Here is a 17,032-nt window from a genome sequence, read left to right as displayed (position 1 = left end):
GCTAACCTGTCCCCATGCGATGCAGGCAGGCCCGCCGGGCATGATCCGGTACCTCGCTCGGCGGTTCCTCAACTACGTCGTCCTGTTGGTGCTTGCGTCTTTCCTGACCTTCCTGCTGACCTCGCAGACGTTTCATCCGCTCGACAGCTTCATCCAGCGCCACCCGACCCCGCCGCCGGAGGCCATTCACGCCAAGGCCGTCGCGCTGGGCCTGGACAAGCCGGTGGTCCTGCGGTACGCGGACTGGATTTCCGGGGTAGTGCGCGGTGACTTCGGGGTGACGGTCAGCGGTCACCCCGTCGCCCAGGAGCTGTGGCGCCGGGTCGGGGTGAGCCTGCGGCTGGTGGTGACCGGTTCGGTGCTGGGCACGCTGATCGGCGTCGTCGTAGGCGCCTGGGGTGCGGTGCGCCGGTACCGGCTCAGCGATCGGGTGATCACGGTGCTGTCGCTGATCGTCTTGAGCATCCCGTCGTTCGTGTTGGCTAGCCTGCTCATCCTGGGCGCCCTGCGGATCAACATGTTCGTGGGCATGGGGATCTTCCAGTACACCGGGGAGACCTCACCCCTGCCGCCCGATGGACCCGTCGACGCGCTCACCGAGCGCCTGCAGCACATGGTTCTGCCCACCCTGACGCTGGCCCTGGGCGCAATCCCGGGTTTCAGCCGCTACCAACGCAATGCGATGCTCGACGTGCTCGGTGAGGACTTCATCCGGACGGCACGCGCCAAGGGCCTGACCCGGCGGCGCGCGCTGTTCAAACACGGGTTGCGCACCGCACTGATCCCGATGGCCACCTTGTTCGCCTACGGCGTGAGCGGGCTGGTGGTGGGCGCGGTGTTCGTCGAGAAAATCTTCGGTTGGCACGGCATGGGCGAATGGGTGGTGTCGGGAATCGCGACCCAGGACGCCAACGTCGTTGCCGCGATCACGCTTTTCTCCGGCGCGGCGGTATTGCTGGCAGGACTGTTGTCCGACGTGATCTACGCGGCACTGGATCCGAGGGTGCGGGTTTCATGACACCAGAAACCGCCCCGGTACGGTCCGGCGTGCATCCGGTTGCGACGTTCGCGTCGCGCCGAAACCTGTTGATTCGCCGCTTTTTTCACAACAAGCCCGCTGCGGTGGCGTTGATCCTGCTGGCGTTGGCGTTCATCGGCTGTTACGCGTTACCGCCGCTGTTACCGTACCGCTATACCGATCTGGACCTGCACGCCCTGCTGCAGCCGCCGTCGCCGCGACACTGGTTCGGCACCAATGCGCTGGGTCAGGACCTGCTGGCCCGGACCCTGACCGGCATGCAGAAGTCGCTACTGATCGGCGTGTGCGTCGCCGTGATCTCGACCAGCCTGGCCACCGCCGTCGGATCGATCGCCGGCTATTTCGGGGGCTGGCGCGACCGAACGCTGATGTGGCTGGTGGACCTGCTGCTGGTGGTGCCAAGCTTTTTGCTCATTGCCGTCGTCACGCCCCGCACCAAGCATTCGCACAGCGTTCTTTGGCTGATCGCGCTGCTGGCGGCGTTCGGCTGGATGGTCAGCTCCCGGATGGTGCGCGGGTTGACGATGAGCCTGCGGGAACGCGAATTCGTCCGCGCCGCAAGGTATATGGGCGTGTCGAGCCGACGGGTGATCATGCACCACATCGTTCCGAATGTCGCCTCGATCCTGATCATCGACGCGACGCTGAACGTGGGGTTCGCGATCCTGGCCGAAACCGGGTTGAGCTTCCTGGGATTCGGCGTCCAGCCGCCGGACGTGTCGCTGGGCACCCTGATCGCCGAGGGCACTCCGTCGGCGACCACCTTCCCCTGGGTCTTCCTGTTCCCGGGTGCGGCGCTGATCCTGATCGTGTTGTGCGCCAACCTCGCCGGTGACGGACTGCGTGACGCCATCGATCCGAGCGCGAAGCCGGCTCGACGCAAGAAAACCAAGCCGGTCGGGCGGCCGCGGTGACGGCGCTGCTGGAAGTGACCGACCTCGGCGTCACGTTCGACACCGGGGATGCACGAGTCCCCGCGGTGCGCGGGGCGACCTACCACATCGACCCGGGCGAAGTGCTGGCGATCGTGGGCGAATCCGGCTCGGGCAAAAGCACCGCCGCCATGGCGGTGATCGGGCTGCTGCCCCCGTACGCCCAGGTGTCCGGTTCGGTGCGGCTGCACGGCCAGCAGCTGCTCGGGCTGTCCGACCAGGAGATGTCACGGATCCGGGGCAAGACGATCGGCACCGTGTTCCAGGACCCGATGTCAGCGCTGACCCCCGTCTATACCGTAGGGGACCAGATAGCCGAGGCCATCCGGGTGCACCACCGCGACGTCGGCCGCGCCGCGGCCCGCGCCCGGGCCACCGAACTGCTGGAGCTGGTCGGTATCGCGCAGCCGGACCGCCGCGCAAAAGCGTTCCCGCACGAGCTATCCGGCGGCGAGCGGCAACGGGTGGTGATCGCGATCGCGATCGCCAACGACCCCGACTTGCTGATCTGCGACGAGCCCACCACCGCGCTGGACGTCACCGTGCAGGCCCAGATTCTCGACGTGCTGCGCACCGCCCGCGACGTCACCGGGGCGGGCGTGTTGATCATCACCCACGACCTGGGGGTGGTCGCGGAGTTCGCCGACCGGGCCATGGTCATGTACGCCGGGCGCGAGGTGGAGATCGCGACCGTCGACGATTTGTACCGGGACCGCCGGATGCCCTACACGGTCGGGTTGCTCGGTTCGGCACCGCGGCTGGATGCCCCGCAGGGCACCCGGCTGGTTCCGATTCCCGATGCACCACCTAATCTTTCGACGCTGGCCCCCGACGCCTGTCCGTTCACGCCGCGCTGTCCGCTGGCGATCGACGAATGTGGTGCCGCTGAACCTCCGCTGATCACCGTCGCGCAGGACCACCGGGCGGCGTGCATCCGCACCGACGACGTCGCGGGTCGTTCTGCCGCCGAGATCTTCGACGTCACAACCGCGCCACCGGACCTCGATACAGGGGCCGAGGCGGGTGCGACGGTGTTACGGGTGGCCGACCTGCGCAAGACCTACCTGCTCACCAAGGGCATGGTGTTCCGCCGGCGGGTGGGTGAGGTGCGGGCGGTCGACGGCGTCAGCTTCACCCTGCGGCAGGGCCGCACGCTGGCGATCGTCGGCGAGTCGGGTTCGGGCAAATCGACTACCCTGCAACAGATCTTGGAATTGAGTGCGCCGCAATCGGGTTCGATCGAGGTGCTCGGCGCCGACGTCGCGGCGTTGAATCCGGAAGGCCGGCGCTCGCTGCGCCGCGACATCCAGGTGGTGTTCCAGGACCCGGTGGCATCCCTGGATCCCCGGCTGCCGGTATCCGAAGGCATAGCCGAACCGTTGCAAGCGAACGGATTTCCCAAGGCCGATGCCGACGCGCGCGTCGCCGAACTGCTCGACATCGTCGGGCTGCGCCACGTCGACGCCACCCGCTACCCGGCCGAGTTCTCCGGGGGGCAGAAGCAGCGCATCGGCATCGCGCGGGCGCTGGCGCTGCAGCCCAAGATACTGGCGCTGGACGAGCCGGTGTCGGCGCTCGACGTCTCGATCCAAGCGGGGATCATCAACTTGCTGCTCGACCTGCAAGACCGGTTTGGTCTGTCGTATCTGTTTGTCTCACACGATCTTTCCGTCGTCAAACACCTGGCGCACCAGGTGGTGGTGCTCTACCGGGGCACCATCGTCGAGCAGGGCGACGGCGATGAGGTCTTCACCAAACCGCAGCACGAATACACCCGGCGGCTGCTGGCCGCCGTTCCCCGAGCGCACGCCGATGCGGGTTAGCATCGGCGGGGTGACGGTGACCCCCCGCAAATTCGCGGCCCAGGCCGCGGCGCTCGCGGTGCTGGTGACCGGATGTTCGAGCGGGTATGACGACCTGCCGGAGACCCGGGCGGCTCAGCTCGGCGCCACCAGCGACATCAACCCGCAGGACCCCGACACGCTGCGCGACGGCGGCAACCTGCGCCTGCCGCTGACGGCATTCCCGGACAACTTCAACCAGTTGAACATCGACGGCAACACCTCCGACACCGCCGCGGTGCTGGCGGCCACCCAGCCCGGGGCGTTCATGACCCAGGCCGACGGCAGCCTGCAGCTCAACACCGACTACTTCACCGGCGCCGAGCTGACCGGGACCAACCCCCAAACCGTCACCTACACAATCAATCCCAAGGCAACCTGGAGCGATGGCACGCCGATCACGTGGGAAGACCTCAAGTCGGAGGTGGACGCGTGCAGCGGCCGCGACAAGCGGTACTTGATCGCCAGCCGGGCCGGGTTCGAACGGGTGAAGTCGGTGACCAGAGGCGTCGACGACCGCCAGGCCGTGGTCACCTTCTCCGATCCGTACGCCGAATGGCGCGGCATGTTCGCCGGCGGGATGCAACCGCGCAGCATGACCGCCAATCCGGAGGTCTTCAACAAGGGTCAGCTGGAAGGCCCCGGCCCGTCCGCCGGGCCGTTCATCGTGTCGACGATCGACCGGACCGCGCAGCGCATCGTGCTGACCCGCAATCCCCGCTGGTGGGGCCGGAAGCCACGGCTGGATTCGATCACCTTCCTGGTGCTCGACGTCTCCGCGATCATCCCCGCCCTGCAGAACAACGCGATCGACGCCGCCGGTATCACGACGCTCGACGACATGGTGACCGCCCAGCGCACGCCCGGCATTGTGATCCGGCGCGCGCCGGCCCCCACCTGGTTCCACTTAACGTTCAACGGTGCCCCGGGGTCGATCATGGCCGACGAGCGGCTGCGCCGGGCGATCTGCCAGGGTATCGACCGACAGGCCATCGTCGACGTCGTCGAGCACGGTCTGACCACTGATCCCGAGCCGTTGAACAACCACGTCTATGTGGCCGGACAGGTCGGCTATCAAAACAACAGCGCGCCAGGCGATTACAACCCGGGGGCGGCCCGCCGAGAGCTGGACGCCATGGGGTGGAAGCTCAACGGTGCGGTGCGGGAGAAGGACGGCAAACAGCTCGTCGTCCGCGACGTCCTTTTCGACGCGGCATCCAACCGGCAGATCGCCATGGTGGCGCAGAACAGTCTGGCGCAGATCGGGGTGAAGCTGGTGCTCGACGTCAAAGGCGGGAATGGCTTTTTCAGCCAGTACATCGGGGTCGGCGATTTCGACATCGCCCAATTCGGTTGGGAAGGCAATGCTTTCCCGCTGTCTGCCCTTCCGCAGATCTACACCTCGGACGGTGACAGCAATTTCGGCAGGATCGGCAACGCCGCGATCGACGCGAAGATCGCCGAGACATTGTCGGAGCTGGACCAGAACAAGGAGCGTTCCCTAGCCAATCAGGTTGACCAGATGATCTGGCAGGAAGGCTTCAACCTGCCACTGTTTCAGTCGCCCGGCAACCGGGCGGTACGGCGTGATTTGGCCAATTATGGTGCGGCCGGACTGGCCGACGTGGACTACACCGCGATCGGGTTCATGCGGACCTGAGCCGCCGCCACAGCGCGTCAGCACCGGCAGGGCGCCCTCCGCGATCGCGGCCAGCTCGACCGCCTTCCACAGCACACGCATGGCGGGACGGGCCAGCAGGGTGTCCAGCGCGGGTCCGCGACCGGCGAGCGTGTCGACGTCGCCGCGGCACACCGCGGCGGCGATCATCAGCGCGGCGGGCTCACGGAAGTCCACGGCGCTGTGCGCCATCGTCGGCAATGGCAACAACAGCGCGTTGGGCACCAGCGAGGCCACCCGCTCCGCCACGGCCCGCGGTGTCACCAGGTCGCGGCCGCCGGAAATCATCACCGTGGGCCAGGTGAACTTCGGCATCTCGGCCACCAGATCGTACGGCTCGGCTTCGAAAGCGTCTGTTTCGCTGATGATTTCACGCAGCGCCAGCGCAGGATCCAGCGGCAGGCCATCGGGCTCGGCCGCGCAGTCGAGTTCGCGGAACGCGATGCGGCTCACCAGATCGATCTCGTGGCGGTATGCGACATTGCGGGCGACCAGGCCGGAGAAGCGGGACAGCATCCGCCACACCATCATTCGGCCACTGAGCAGCAAGTCGAGCTCGCGCTCCAGCAGCGCGGCGCCGCCGTAAGCGTAGATGGTGGTGGCGATCTCTCCGGCCGTTTCGGTCATCACCCCGGTGTCGATCAGCTTGCGGATTTTGGGCGCCAAGGCAGCGGTTTCCGGGGAATCGCCGTCGAACAGCAGACCGCGCACGGCGCCGCGCACGAGCGCGATGTCGTGTCGTGACAGCAATGGGGAGTCGAGAATCATCGCGTGCACCCGGCCGGGATGGCGTACGCCGAAGCCCGCCGCGATGTAGCTACCGTACGACGTGCCATAGACGACCGCGGAGTCCACGTGCGCGTCGTCGAGCACGGCGGCGACGTCGTCGACGACCTGATCGACGGTGATCGCCTCGGGCGGCAGATCGTGGTCGGCGTCGTCGTGCCGCGACATGCCGATCCCGCGGTGTTCGATCATGATGACGTCGAGACCCGCGAGGGCGGCGCGACGCCGCAATCCCTTGTAGACCTGCAGCGAGGCCACCCCCGGCCCGCCCGGAATGACCACCAGCGGGTGGGCGGACTTGCGGCCGGTGCGCACATAGTAGAGGTCGAACTCCTCGGCGCTGCTCGGAGCGATCGGCCTGCGCACCGGCCGGACGCCCGGCATTGCCGCAAGCCGTTCGTGCATCCGGCGCCGCTTGCAGTTCATGGTCATCGCTGCCCATTCTGCCGGGGTCGCTCCCGGTCAGCAGCGCGACCGCTGCTGCGCGCCCGGGGCCCTACGCAGTGAGCTCGATGCGGTGCGCACCCTTCACGCTGTCGTAACGATCGGGGCTACACGTCAACACGATCACCTGGCCGTGGGCGCCCACGGTGTCGAACACCTCGCCCATCTTGGCCAGCCGGTCGGGGTCGGTGAACCCGAGTGCGTCGTCGACGACGACCGGAACGGCGTCCTCCTTGGCGACCAGGGCCGCACCGGCCAACCGCGCCAGAATCCCGAGTTGCTCCTTGGCCCCGCCGGACAGCGAGTCGTAGGGCACCGTGACACCGTCCAGGGTCCGGCTGCGGATACACAGGTCGGTGTCGACGTCGACCTCGAAGCTGGGCCCGAACACCGGACGCCCGAGCCGCTGCAACTCCGCGCGGTAGGGCTCGACGTAGCTTAGCCGGGTGGTGTCGCGATGGCGGGCCATGACCGAACGCAGCAGCTGTGCCGCGCGGGCCCGGCCCCCGATCCGGCTGTGCTGACTGGCGGCGTGCTCGCGCTCGACCTCCGCGGCGTCGAGTTTGCCTTGGCGGCCCTCGCTGCCGAACACCGAGAGCTCGATGGCGAGTTCTCGCAACGTACGGGCCGCGTCTTCGTAACGGACGCGCAGCGACTCGGCGGCCTCGGTGGCCGCGGCCAATTCGGCGGTCACCGCATCGGGTGCCAAGGCGCCCAATTCCTCGGCCAGCTCGACGGCTCGGTGCTGCGCGGATTGCGCGGCCCGCTGCCCGGCTTCCGCGGATGCGGCCAGATCCTCGTCGGTCACCGCGGCCCGCTCCTGCGCCAGCTGATCGGTGGCCCTAACCAGTTCGGCTCGTTGGGTTGTCGCTTCGTTAAGCAGAAACGTTGCCCGGGTGGAGGTCTCGGCAACCCGGGCGTCGGCCGCCGCGGCGGCCTGACGACGCGTCTCGCAGTCGGCTTCCGCGGCCAGGAGGGCAGCCTGCGCGGCCTCCAGTTCGGCACGCGCCGACGCGATGTCGGTGGCGAACAGATCCGGCTCGGCCGGGTGGCCGGCACGCAGTTGCGCCAGCCGGTCGCGGAGCTGCTCGATGTCGTCGTCGCCGCACAGTCCGGCCAGCGTCGCGCTCAATTGGTCGCGGCTGCTCTGCAATTCGCGGCGGTGCTGATCCGCCGATCGCGCCGCGGCGAGATCGCCGACCTGACCGTCGGCCAGCGCCGCGGCCAGCTCATGTTGTGCCGCTGCGTATTTCGCCTGCAAATCGAGTGCCGTCGCACCGGGAGTGATCCGCGCGGTGAGGACACCGGGAACCTCGACCTCCGTCGTTCCGGTGACCGTGGTCGACCAGGTTTGCCCTGCCGACAGCGACACCCGTTGTTCGCCGACCGCGAATTCGATGTCGGCTGTGGCGGTGAACTCGACCGCCGCCGAGATCGACGTCAGTTGGTCGCCGGCGCGATCGACAGCGGCTGCGGCACTTTCGATTCGGCGCAATAGTCCCTCGGTGAGTACGACCTCGGAAAGCTCCGCGGCGACCCGGTCCCGGTCGCGCCGCACGGCGTCGATCTTGGCCAGCCGGGCGCTCAGCCGGTCGATCTCGTCACGCTCGGCGAGCTGGTCCACGGCGCGGCGGGCGGATTCGACGCGGCGCGCCACGTCGGCCAGCACCCGGGTGGCCTCCTGTACTGCGGCACCGGCCATTTCGGCGTCGGCCTGCGCGGCCGTCTGCGCCTCGGCGGCTTGCCGGGCTTCGGTGTCGGCGGCGACGACGGCGGCCGTGCGAGTCTCGATCTCGGCGACCAGACGCGACCGGCCGGTGTGCGCGGCGTCGGCTGCGGCGCTGGTCGCCGCCGCGGCGGCCGCGACCAGCTTTGCTTCCCGCACTTGGCGAGTGAGCTCCGCGGCCTTGTCGGCGGCAGCCTGCGCGACGGCCAACCGCGGACCGGCGGCAAGCCGCAGTTGGGAAAGCTCGGCCACTTGCTCGGTCAGCTCGGCGTGGCGGCGCACCCGGTCGTCGACCTCGGCGACCACCGCCCGGCACTGTTCGACCGCGGCCTCGGCGTCGGACAGCCGAGCGATCGCCGCCGCCCACTCGCCGGTAGGACGCCCGGTAGGGGTGAAGTAGCGCGCGTACTCGGCATCGATCCGCTCGATGAGCAGCGGCTCGTTACCGGACAGCGCCGCCTGGTCCCCGGCCGCGACATCCAGTGCACGCGAAAGGGCGTCGCAGCCGGAAAGGTCCACTGCGGCCGTGGATGTCGACTGCAGCACGCGCTGAGCGTGCCACAGTTCGTTGTCCACCGTCTCGGCGAGCATGCTGCGGACCCGTTCGTGGGCTTCGTCGCCGGTCAGCTGCTCGCGGCGCGGAACCAGCACTGTCAATTCCGTCTCAGGTTTCTTGTGGAAGCGCTTGCGATAGATGAAACGGTAAGTGCCGCTGCTGATTTCGGCTGTCACCTCGGAGCCGACGTCACTGTTGGTGGGCTTGACCTGCTTGACTTCCTTCTTCGTCGAGCGGTCCCTGGATTCCAGCAACAGGTCCAGCGCCTCGATCATCGACGACTTGCCGATTTCGTTGGCGCCGCTCACCACAACCACGCCGTGGTCGGGAAACTCGATCTCGCGGTGCCCGATCCCGCGGTAGTTCGTCAGGACGAGTCGGTGCAGCTTCATGCCGACCTCCGGTCGGCGGCCCGCACTTCTGTCGATGCGGTCAAGCGCAGCAAGAGTGCCAGCGCGGCCTGGGCGTCGGCGGCGAAGTCGCCGTCGTCTCCGCGCGCGGTGGCCACCAGCTCTTCGACGGCCGCGGCGGCGAACCCGCCGATGCCGAGGTCGGTGAACTCGCCGTCGGCCGGTATCACCGCCAGGTCCGTGTGGCTGTCCCAGGTGCGCAAGTCGGCGAACAGCCGCGCGTATCGATCGAGGCACGCATCCAGCGCGGCCCGGTCGGTGACCGTCAGCGAGCCCGTCAGCGCCAGGCGCACCACGGTGCGATCCTTTTCGGTCATCAGATCGAGGTTCAAGTCCAGGTCGGCGATGTCGCGGCTGGTGTCGACCTGCCGGTGCACGGTGACGAACCGCCAACACCCCACGTGCCGGGGCGTCACCGTCACCTGGTTCGTTTCGTCGATGTCGACGACCAGGACATGACCCGGATTGGCTTCGACGTCATCGAAATTCGTGACTTCCGGCGAGCCCGAATACCACACCCGACCGCTCTCGCCGACCCGGGTGAGCGAGTGCTTGTCCCCCAGTGCCGCGTAGTGGATCGCGCCACGGGCCAGCGCCGCTTCCAGACCGGCCAGCCGAATCAGCGACGGCTTATCGCGGTCGGGGTCGAGCGCGTCGACGCCGCCGTGGGCGACCAGCACCCGGGTGACGGCGTCAGGGTTTTCGAGACCGTCGAGGACTTCGGCGACCAGGTCGGTGGTCGGCGCCTTGGATCGCCAGGGCGCGGCGACGATCTCGAGGCCCGGCTTCACCCGATGCGGGCCGGCGCTATCGAGCACCACGACGTTGTCCGGGCATTCCCGGGTGAACAGCGCGCTAGTGAATACCGACGACGCGTCGAGCGGATCGTGGTTGCCGGGCAACAGGTACACGGGAATACCGATGGCGCGCATGGCTTCCAACGACTGCCCGATCACCTTCGGGTCGAGCTGGTTGTGTTCGAAGACGTCACCGGCGACCACGACGAACTCGGCGCCGACCTCGGTCGCGAGAGCGCCCAGGCCGGCGACCGCGTCGCGCCGGGCGGCCGAGTACCGCGGCTGGACGTCCCCGGCCAGAAAGTGTCGGGTCATGCCCAGCTGCCAGTCGGCGGTGTGCAGGAATCGCATTCCGGCGCCCCCTTCGACAATGACGTGGCTATCAAGGCACCGCGAAGTCTAAGGGCGTTCACCGACAAGTCTTGGGACGTGCGTCGGCATGCCTTCGCGCGGTGTCGGATTTGCCCGCCTTGTAGCGACACGTTGCCGTGGTCGCTCGCTGGTGAAACCTCGTGTGTCACTTGTCTTTCTGCAGTCACAACGCCCGGTTTTTGTCGGTGGGTGCGTTCCCCCGTGCACCTACCACCGACAAACTCCTCACCGACCGTGACGACCCGCCGTCACGATTGGCTAGCGTGGGTCGCGTGAATGGTGAGCGCACCCTGCTGCTGATGCGGCATGCGAAATCCGGCTATCCGCCCGGCGTCGTCGACCACGACCGGCCGTTGGCACCCCGCGGTATCCGGGAAGCACGGATCGGCGGCGACTGGTTGCGCGCCCATCAACCCGCCATCGACGCGGTGCTGTGCTCCACGGCCACCCGCGCGCGTCAGACCCTGGCCAACACCGGCATCGACGCGCCCGTGCAATACCGCGAGCGCCTCTACGACACCACCACGGGCACGATGATCGACGAGATCAACGAGGTTCCCGACGGCGTCGACACCCTGCTCGTCGTCGGACACGAACCGACCATGTCGGCACTGGCGCTCGGCCTAGCGGGCGCTGAGTGCACCAATGACGATGCCGTGCAACGCATTTCGGAGAAATACGCGACCTCGGCGATCGCGGTGCTGAAGGTCACCGGCGACTGGAAAGACCTGCAACGAGGCCAAGCGGCGCTGACCGACTTTCACGTCCCGCGCTGAGGCTAGGAGTTCGTCGACAGCGTCAGCTCCATCAGCTTGAAGGCCTGCCCGCAGGCGTCGATACCGGGTGCCTGCGGGTTGACCCACCAGCCGACGACACCGGCCGCGTCGCTGGCCATCCCGCACGCGCCGTTGGGGTCGTCCGGGCGCATCACGATCGAATTCACCCCCGCGATCGTCCGCGTTTCCACCTTGTACTTGAGGAAGTCGGCGACCTTGCGTTCCTCGCTCAGGCTGCCCTGTTCGAACCAGAACCGGGTGATGTCGATCAGGCCGACCGGGTTTGCGGCCTGCCAGCGGCAGATCGCGCCGACGAACGTGCTCTGAATGTCGAGCGGGTCGGCACCCACTGTCTTGGCCAGGATGTCGCTGGTGAGGACTTCGCATTCCTTGAGCAGGTTCGGATACTGCTGCTGGGAATTGTTGTTGCGTGGCACGCCGCCGGAACCGGCCTTGACGGCGTTACCCGCGATCGACCTCGAACAGCCGGTCAGGACCATCAGCGCGCTGGTCAGGATGACCAGCGCCGTCCGGACACGTCGTGTGATCATTTCGAGTTCGCAATCGATTGACGAGTCAGTTCTTTGGCGATGTCACACGGCGGCGGGAACGGCTTCTGGCTGAAACTGATCGACCACTCGATGAAGTCGTCCTGAAACTGGATGCCGACCTCACACAGCGAGTCGCCCAGGTTCGGCTCGTTGCCGATCGCGATGAAACCGCTGTGGCCGTTGATGTTGATGTCCTCGACGCTGGCGCGCGACAGTTCCTCGGTCTTGCGCTCGCGTCCGATCGGGCTGCCGCGATACCAGGAAAAGGAGAAGTGCGGGCCGAGGATGCCACCGCCGGCCAGCCACTGGCAGCCCACGGAGTTGCGCGCCGTGTTGATCAGACCGCTGACCTTGGTCAGCTCGGCAACCTGCTGGTCGTTGATGCCGCCGCATTGCGGAAACATCGGTCCGTGGTGCCCCGCGGCGTTGCCCGGCGACGACGAGGACGTCCCGCCCGGCTTGTTGTCGCCGGAACCCGAGCAGCCCGCAACCGCCGGGATAACGATCATCAGGGCCGCAAGGGCTTGCACCGCGAGGCTACGACGCACCGCTACCCTGCTTCTGCTTGGCCTGCTGCTGGTCCACACGATGCACTGTAGCGGCAGCCCAGCGGGTCAACCACCGACGCGCCACTTGATCAGGCATTTCAACGGCTTTGCCGGACGCGGCACGCGCACCCAACCGGCCCGGCGGTGCTCGCCGCCGCAACGCACGCCGTATGCGACAGTTACCAGATGCTTCTGGCACTGCTGCGCGAGTACATCCGGCGGTACCGCCGGTTGGTGGCGGTGCTGATGGTGCTTCAACTGATCAGCACGCTGGCGACGCTGTACCTGCCGACGGTCAACGCCGCGATCATCGACGACGGCGTCGCGAAGGGCGACACCGCGACGATCGTCCGGCTCGGCATGGTGATGCTGGCCGTCACCGGGTTGCAGGTGTTGTGCTCGGTCGGGGCCACCTACTTCGGCTCCCGGACCGGGATGGGGTTCGGCCGTGACCTGCGCCGGGCGATGTTCGAGCACGTCACCACCTTCTCCGAGCCCGAGACCGCCCGATTCGGCGCGCCGACTTTGCTGACCCGCAGCACCAACGACGTCCGGCAGATTCAGTACCTGGTGCAGATGACGGGCACGGTGCTGATCACCGCGCCGATCATGTGCATCGGCGGAATCCTGATGGCCATTCACCAGGAAGCCGCGCTGACCTGGCTGCTGCTGGTCAGCGTCCCGGTGCTGGCCGTGACGAATTACTGGATCATGTCGCACATGCTGCCGTTGTTCCGCAGCATGCAAGCGCTGATCGACGGCATCAACCGGGTGCTGCGCGACCAGCTGTCCGGCATGCGAGTGGTTCGGGCGTTCAACCGCGAAAGCTTTGAGCGCGAACGGTTTTCCCGCGCCAACACGGCACTGTCGAATGTGTCGCTGACCGCCGGCAACTGGCAAGCGCTGATGCTGCCGGTGACCACCCTGACGATCAACGTGTCCAGCGTCGCGCTGATCTGGTTCGGCGGCCTGCGCATCGATCGCGGCCAGATGCAGGTCGGCTCGTTGACGGCTTTTCTGGCCTATTTCACGCAGATCCTGATGGCCGTGTTGATGGCGACGATGACGTTGGTGGTGCTGCCGCGCGCGTCGGTGTGCGCCGAGCGCATCACCGAGGTGCTGTCCGCTCGTCCCGCCATCGTCAGCCCGCAACACCCCAAGCTTCCGCACGCCGGGATTACCGGCGTCGTCCGCCTGGACGGTGCGACATTCACCTACCCGGGCGCCGAGCGCCCTGTGCTGCAAGATATCTCGTTGACCGCGCGACCCGGCACCACCATGGCGATCGTCGGCAGCACCGGCTCGGGCAAGTCGACGCTGGTGTCGCTGATCTGCCGCCTCTACGACGTGGCCGACGGCGCGGTGCTGATCGACGACCTCGACGTCCGCGCCTACGACACCGAGCGGCTGTGGTCGGCGATCGGCCTGGTCCCGCAGCGCGGCTACCTCTTCTCCGGCACGGTCGCGGAGAACCTGCACATCGGCAAGACGGACGCGAGCGACGACGAGATATGGGCAGCGTTGCGGGCCGCCGCCGCCGACGACTTCGTCCGGGCGCACGCCGACGGGCTGCAGATGCGCGTCGCCCAGGCCGGGATCAATTTGTCGGGCGGACAACGGCAGCGGCTGGCGATCGCCCGGGCGGTCATTCGCCACCCGCCGATCTGCCTGTTCGACGACGCGTTCTCCGCGCTCGATGCGCACACGGAGGCGCGAGTCCGGGCCGGCGTACGGGAGATCTGCGCCGGGTCGACTATAATCGTTGTCACACAGCGTATTTCGACGGCGGCGCAGGCCGACCAGATCGTCGTTATCGACGACGGGAGGATGGTGGGCTCGGGCACCCACGAGTCGCTGTTGGCCGAATGCGCCACCTACGCGGAATTCGCCGACTCGCAGTCGGTGGGCGCCGGATTCGAGGCCACGAAGTGACTGCGGCGACGAACCGGGCCGCCCGCGAAGCCGCCACGGCCACGCCGTCCCGCGACTTCTGGGGCACGGCGGTCCGGCTGGTGAAACGGCTTGCGCCACAACGAGCACTCAGCATCGCGGTGATCGCCCTGGGGCTGACCGGCACGGCGATCGGCGTCGTCGTTCCCCGAATTCTCGGCCACGCCACCGATTTGCTCTTCAACGGCGTGATCGGGCGGGAACTGCCCGCGGGGATCACCAAGGCGCAGGCCGTCGCCCAAGCGAGGGCGCGCGGCGACGCGACGTTCGCCGACCTGCTGTCCAAGATGAACGTGGTGCCCGGCCGGGGCGTGGACTTCGGTGCGGTAGCGCGCACACTGGCCGTTGCCTTGTCCCTGTATGTCGCTGCCGCACTGTTGCTTTGGGCACAAGCACGACTGCTCAACCTCACCCTGCAGCGGACCATGATCGCGCTGCGCGCGCAGGTCGAGGACAAGGTCCACCGGCTGCCGCTGTCTTATTTCGACGGACGGCTGCGCGGCGAGCTGCTGAGCCGGGTGACCAACGACATCGACAACGTCCAGTCGTCGCTGTCGATGACGATCAGCCAACTGCTCACGTCGATTTTGACCGTGGTCGCGGTGCTGGTCATGATGTTGTCGATCTCGCCGCTGCTGACGCTGATCACCACGCTGACCGTGCCGCTGTCACTGCTGGCGTCCCGGGCGATCGCACGCCGGTCGCGGCGCCTGTTCGTGGCGCAGTGGACCAGCATCGGGCGGCTCAACGCGCACATCGAGGAGACGTACAGCGGGTTCACGGTGGTCAAGACCTTCGGTCACCGCGACGCGGCACGCGAACGATTCCGCAGCCTCAACGACGACGTCTACCACGCCAGTTTCGGCTCGCAGTTCTTCTCCGGACTGGTGGCACCGGCCACCGCATTCATCGGCAACCTCGGCTACGTCGCGGTCGCGGTGATCGGTGGCCTGCAGGTCACCACCGGACACATCACCCTCGGCAACATCCAGGCGTTCATCTCCTACGTCCGGCAGTTCAACACCCCGCTGGACCAGGTCGCCGGGATGTACAACACCCTGCAATCCGGGGTGGCCAGCGCCGAGCGGGTGTTCGAGCTGCTCGACGAACCCGAGGAAGCGCCGGACCCCGCGCCGATGCCGCCCAACGGCCAGGCCCCGCAACCCCGCGGCCGCGTCGAGTTCGAGCACGTGAGCTTTGCCTACCACGCAGGCACGACGGTGATCGAAGACCTGTCGATGACGGTCGAGCCGGGCAGCACGGTGGCGATCGTCGGACCGGCCGGAGCGGGCAAGACCACGCTGGTGAACCTGCTGATGCGGTTCTACGACATCGATGCCGGCCGCATCCTGCTCGACGGCGTCGACATCACCACGATGAGCAGGCAAGCCCTGCGATCCGGCATCGGCATGGTGCTGCAAGACACCTGGCTGTTCGACGGCACCATCGCGGAGAACATCGGCTACGGCCGGCCCGACGCCAGCGCCGACGAGGTGGTCGAGGCCGCCCGGGTGGCCTATATCGACCGGTTTGTCCACACCCTGCCGGGCGGCTATGCGACCCGGGTCACCGGCGACGGTGCCAACATCAGTGCCGGCGAAAAGCAGCTGATCACGATCGCCCGCGCGTTCCTGGCCCGTCCGCGGCTGCTGATCCTGGACGAGGCGACCAGCTCGGTCGATACCCGCACCGAGGCCCTTATTCAGCGGGCCATGCACGAGCTTCGCCGAGACCGCACGAGTTTCGTTATCGCGCACCGACTTTCGACGATCCGTGCTGCCGACCGCATCGTGGTGGTCAAGTCGGGACGCGTCGTCGAGCAGGGCAACCACGCCGAACTCATGGCGCGCCGGGGTGCCTACTACGCGATGAGTCAGGCCTGACCTTTCCCGGGCCTGAGGCGTTACTGAAATGACGCCAAGAAGTTATTGAGGATCCATTTAGAACGGCGGCTGAGGCTAGCCACATCACCACCCCAACCGCACACCCTGAAAAGGATCCAGCAATGTTCTCTCACCGCCTCAGCACGATTGCCAGCACCATGATCGGCGCCGCCGCCATCGGGATCGTTGCGATCGGCGCAGCCGGCACCGCCGGAGCCACCACCGCCGACGTTGCGTTCCTCGCTTAGATGGACAAGCTCGGCATCTCCTTCAGCTCACCCGCCGACGCGATCAAGGACGGTCACAAGGTCTGCCAGGAGCTCGCCTCCGGCAAAACCGGAACCGACATCGCCACCGAGGTCCTCCAGCAGACCAACCTGACCAGCCACCAGGCGGCCTACTTCGTCGTCGACGCGACCCACGCCTACTGCCCGCAACTCGCTCCTCAGCGCACCTGATCGCCCCCACCCGAGAATGGGCGGATCCCGGTAACCGGGATCCGCCCATTCGCCATCTGCACGTCGCTGCGCGGTGGGCCCTCGTTCACGCCGGACTCGTCCCGCGTTCGACGACAACGCCGCCTCCGCGGCACCGCGCCAAGTTTGGAAAGCGTTGCCAAACAAGGTGATTCGGCGCCATGTTGGGCGGGATACCAATACACTTCGACGCCGCGCCGGCGCGGGATTTGGTTGAGACCTTCCGCATCCCGCATCGGCCTCACTAAGCTGCGGGTGTCGGCTGTT

Annotated in this window: 11 protein-coding genes and 2 pseudogenes; 8 read left to right on the top strand and 5 right to left on the bottom strand. The window is 67.4% G+C overall.

Features of this window, described 5'->3' with window-relative positions; all coding sequences use genetic code 11:
* The first annotated feature begins 40 nt into the window (after window positions 1–40).
* The 4 genes from T428_RS0103500 to T428_RS33960 are packed head-to-tail and all read left to right on the top strand — an operon-like array spanning window position 41 to window position 5,472.
* The gene (locus tag T428_RS0103500) at window positions 41–1,018 is read left to right on the top strand and encodes an ABC transporter permease (protein WP_025735377.1); all 978 of its coding nucleotides are present in this window, start codon (window positions 41–43) and stop codon (window positions 1,016–1,018) included.
* Window positions 1,015–1,953, top strand: a complete 939-nt coding sequence (locus T428_RS0103495; RefSeq protein WP_025735376.1) for an ABC transporter permease — start codon at window positions 1,015–1,017, stop codon at window positions 1,951–1,953. Before T428_RS0103500 ends, T428_RS0103495 begins: the two co-directional genes overlap by 4 nt.
* Entirely contained in the window at window positions 1,950–3,794 is a 1,845-nt protein-coding gene (locus T428_RS0103490; protein WP_025735375.1) for a dipeptide ABC transporter ATP-binding protein, read from the top strand. The genes T428_RS0103495 and T428_RS0103490 overlap by 4 nt, the downstream gene beginning before the upstream one ends.
* Window positions 3,784–5,472 carry an ABC transporter family substrate-binding protein gene (locus tag T428_RS33960; RefSeq protein ID WP_051465101.1) on the top strand — a complete coding sequence of 563 codons (1,689 nt, stop codon included), beginning with the start codon at window positions 3,784–3,786 and terminating at the stop codon, window positions 5,470–5,472. Before T428_RS0103490 ends, T428_RS33960 begins: the two co-directional genes overlap by 11 nt.
* Before the next feature lie 21 nt (window positions 5,473–5,493).
* Here the strand turns inward: T428_RS33960 and T428_RS31595 are convergent.
* From T428_RS31595 to T428_RS0103470, 3 genes and pseudogenes are all read right to left on the bottom strand, one after another.
* A pseudogene (locus T428_RS31595) lies at window positions 5,494–6,708 on the bottom strand (alpha/beta hydrolase); the annotation flags it as partial.
* A 64-nt stretch (window positions 6,709–6,772) separates the two neighbouring features.
* A complete protein-coding gene (locus T428_RS0103475; RefSeq protein ID WP_025735373.1) occupies window positions 6,773–9,394 on the bottom strand; it encodes an AAA family ATPase in 2,622 nt (873 codons plus the stop codon).
* Window positions 9,391–10,560, bottom strand: coding sequence for a metallophosphoesterase family protein (locus T428_RS0103470; RefSeq protein ID WP_025735372.1), 1,170 nt, complete (start codon window positions 10,558–10,560; stop codon window positions 9,391–9,393). The genes T428_RS0103475 and T428_RS0103470 overlap by 4 nt, the downstream gene beginning before the upstream one ends.
* Before the next feature lie 293 nt (window positions 10,561–10,853).
* Between T428_RS0103470 and T428_RS0103465 the strand changes: the two genes are divergently transcribed.
* The gene (locus T428_RS0103465; RefSeq protein ID WP_025735371.1) at window positions 10,854–11,357 is read left to right on the top strand and encodes a SixA phosphatase family protein; all 504 of its coding nucleotides are present in this window, start codon (window positions 10,854–10,856) and stop codon (window positions 11,355–11,357) included.
* 2 nt (window positions 11,358–11,359) lie between these two features.
* On the opposite strand, the gene T428_RS0103460 is transcribed toward T428_RS0103465, so the two are convergent.
* Entirely contained in the window at window positions 11,360–11,908 is a 549-nt protein-coding gene (locus T428_RS0103460) for a DUF3558 domain-containing protein (RefSeq protein ID WP_025735370.1), read from the bottom strand.
* Window positions 11,905–12,417, bottom strand: a complete 513-nt coding sequence (locus T428_RS0103455; protein ID WP_156942849.1) for a DUF3558 domain-containing protein — start codon at window positions 12,415–12,417, stop codon at window positions 11,905–11,907. The genes T428_RS0103460 and T428_RS0103455 overlap by 4 nt, the downstream gene beginning before the upstream one ends.
* A 225-nt stretch (window positions 12,418–12,642) precedes the next feature.
* Between T428_RS0103455 and T428_RS0103450 the strand changes: the two genes are divergently transcribed.
* The 3 genes and pseudogenes from T428_RS0103450 (at window position 12,643) to T428_RS25390 (ending at window position 16,747) form a co-directional block, all read left to right on the top strand.
* A complete protein-coding gene (locus T428_RS0103450; protein ID WP_025735368.1) occupies window positions 12,643–14,388 on the top strand; it encodes an ABC transporter ATP-binding protein in 1,746 nt (581 codons plus the stop codon).
* Window positions 14,385–16,289 carry an ABC transporter ATP-binding protein gene (locus T428_RS0103445; protein WP_025735367.1) on the top strand — a complete coding sequence of 635 codons (1,905 nt, stop codon included), beginning with the start codon at window positions 14,385–14,387 and terminating at the stop codon, window positions 16,287–16,289. The genes T428_RS0103450 and T428_RS0103445 overlap by 4 nt, the downstream gene beginning before the upstream one ends.
* A gap of 122 nt (window positions 16,290–16,411) precedes the next feature.
* Window positions 16,412–16,747 (top strand): annotated as a pseudogene (locus T428_RS25390) (DUF732 domain-containing protein).
* Window positions 16,748–17,032: the final 285 nt, after the last annotated feature.

The organism is Mycobacterium genavense ATCC 51234 (assembly GCF_000526915.1).
Lineage (GTDB): Bacteria > Actinomycetota > Actinomycetes > Mycobacteriales > Mycobacteriaceae > Mycobacterium > Mycobacterium genavense.
This window is presented reverse-complemented; position numbering and strand designations above follow the sequence as displayed.

Bases quoted from the DNA above. Each gene is read 5' to 3' on its own strand.
- T428_RS0103455 (WP_156942849.1), bottom strand. From the start codon at position 12,417: ATGATCGTTATCCCGGCGGTTGCGGGCTGCTCGGGTTCCGGCGACAAC.
- T428_RS0103460 (WP_025735370.1), bottom strand. From the start codon at position 11,908: ATGATCACACGACGTGTCCGGACGGCGCTGGTCATCCTGACCAGCGCG.
- T428_RS0103450 (WP_025735368.1), top strand. From the start codon at position 12,643: ATGCTTCTGGCACTGCTGCGCGAGTACATCCGGCGGTACCGCCGGTTG.
- T428_RS0103495 (WP_025735376.1), top strand. From the start codon at position 1,015: ATGACACCAGAAACCGCCCCGGTACGGTCCGGCGTGCATCCGGTTGCG.
- T428_RS33960 (WP_051465101.1), top strand. From the start codon at position 3,784: ATGCGGGTTAGCATCGGCGGGGTGACGGTGACCCCCCGCAAATTCGCG.
- T428_RS0103475 (WP_025735373.1), bottom strand. From the start codon at position 9,394: ATGAAGCTGCACCGACTCGTCCTGACGAACTACCGCGGGATCGGGCAC.
- T428_RS0103470 (WP_025735372.1), bottom strand. From the start codon at position 10,560: ATGCGATTCCTGCACACCGCCGACTGGCAGCTGGGCATGACCCGACAC.
- T428_RS0103500 (WP_025735377.1), top strand. From the start codon at position 41: ATGATCCGGTACCTCGCTCGGCGGTTCCTCAACTACGTCGTCCTGTTG.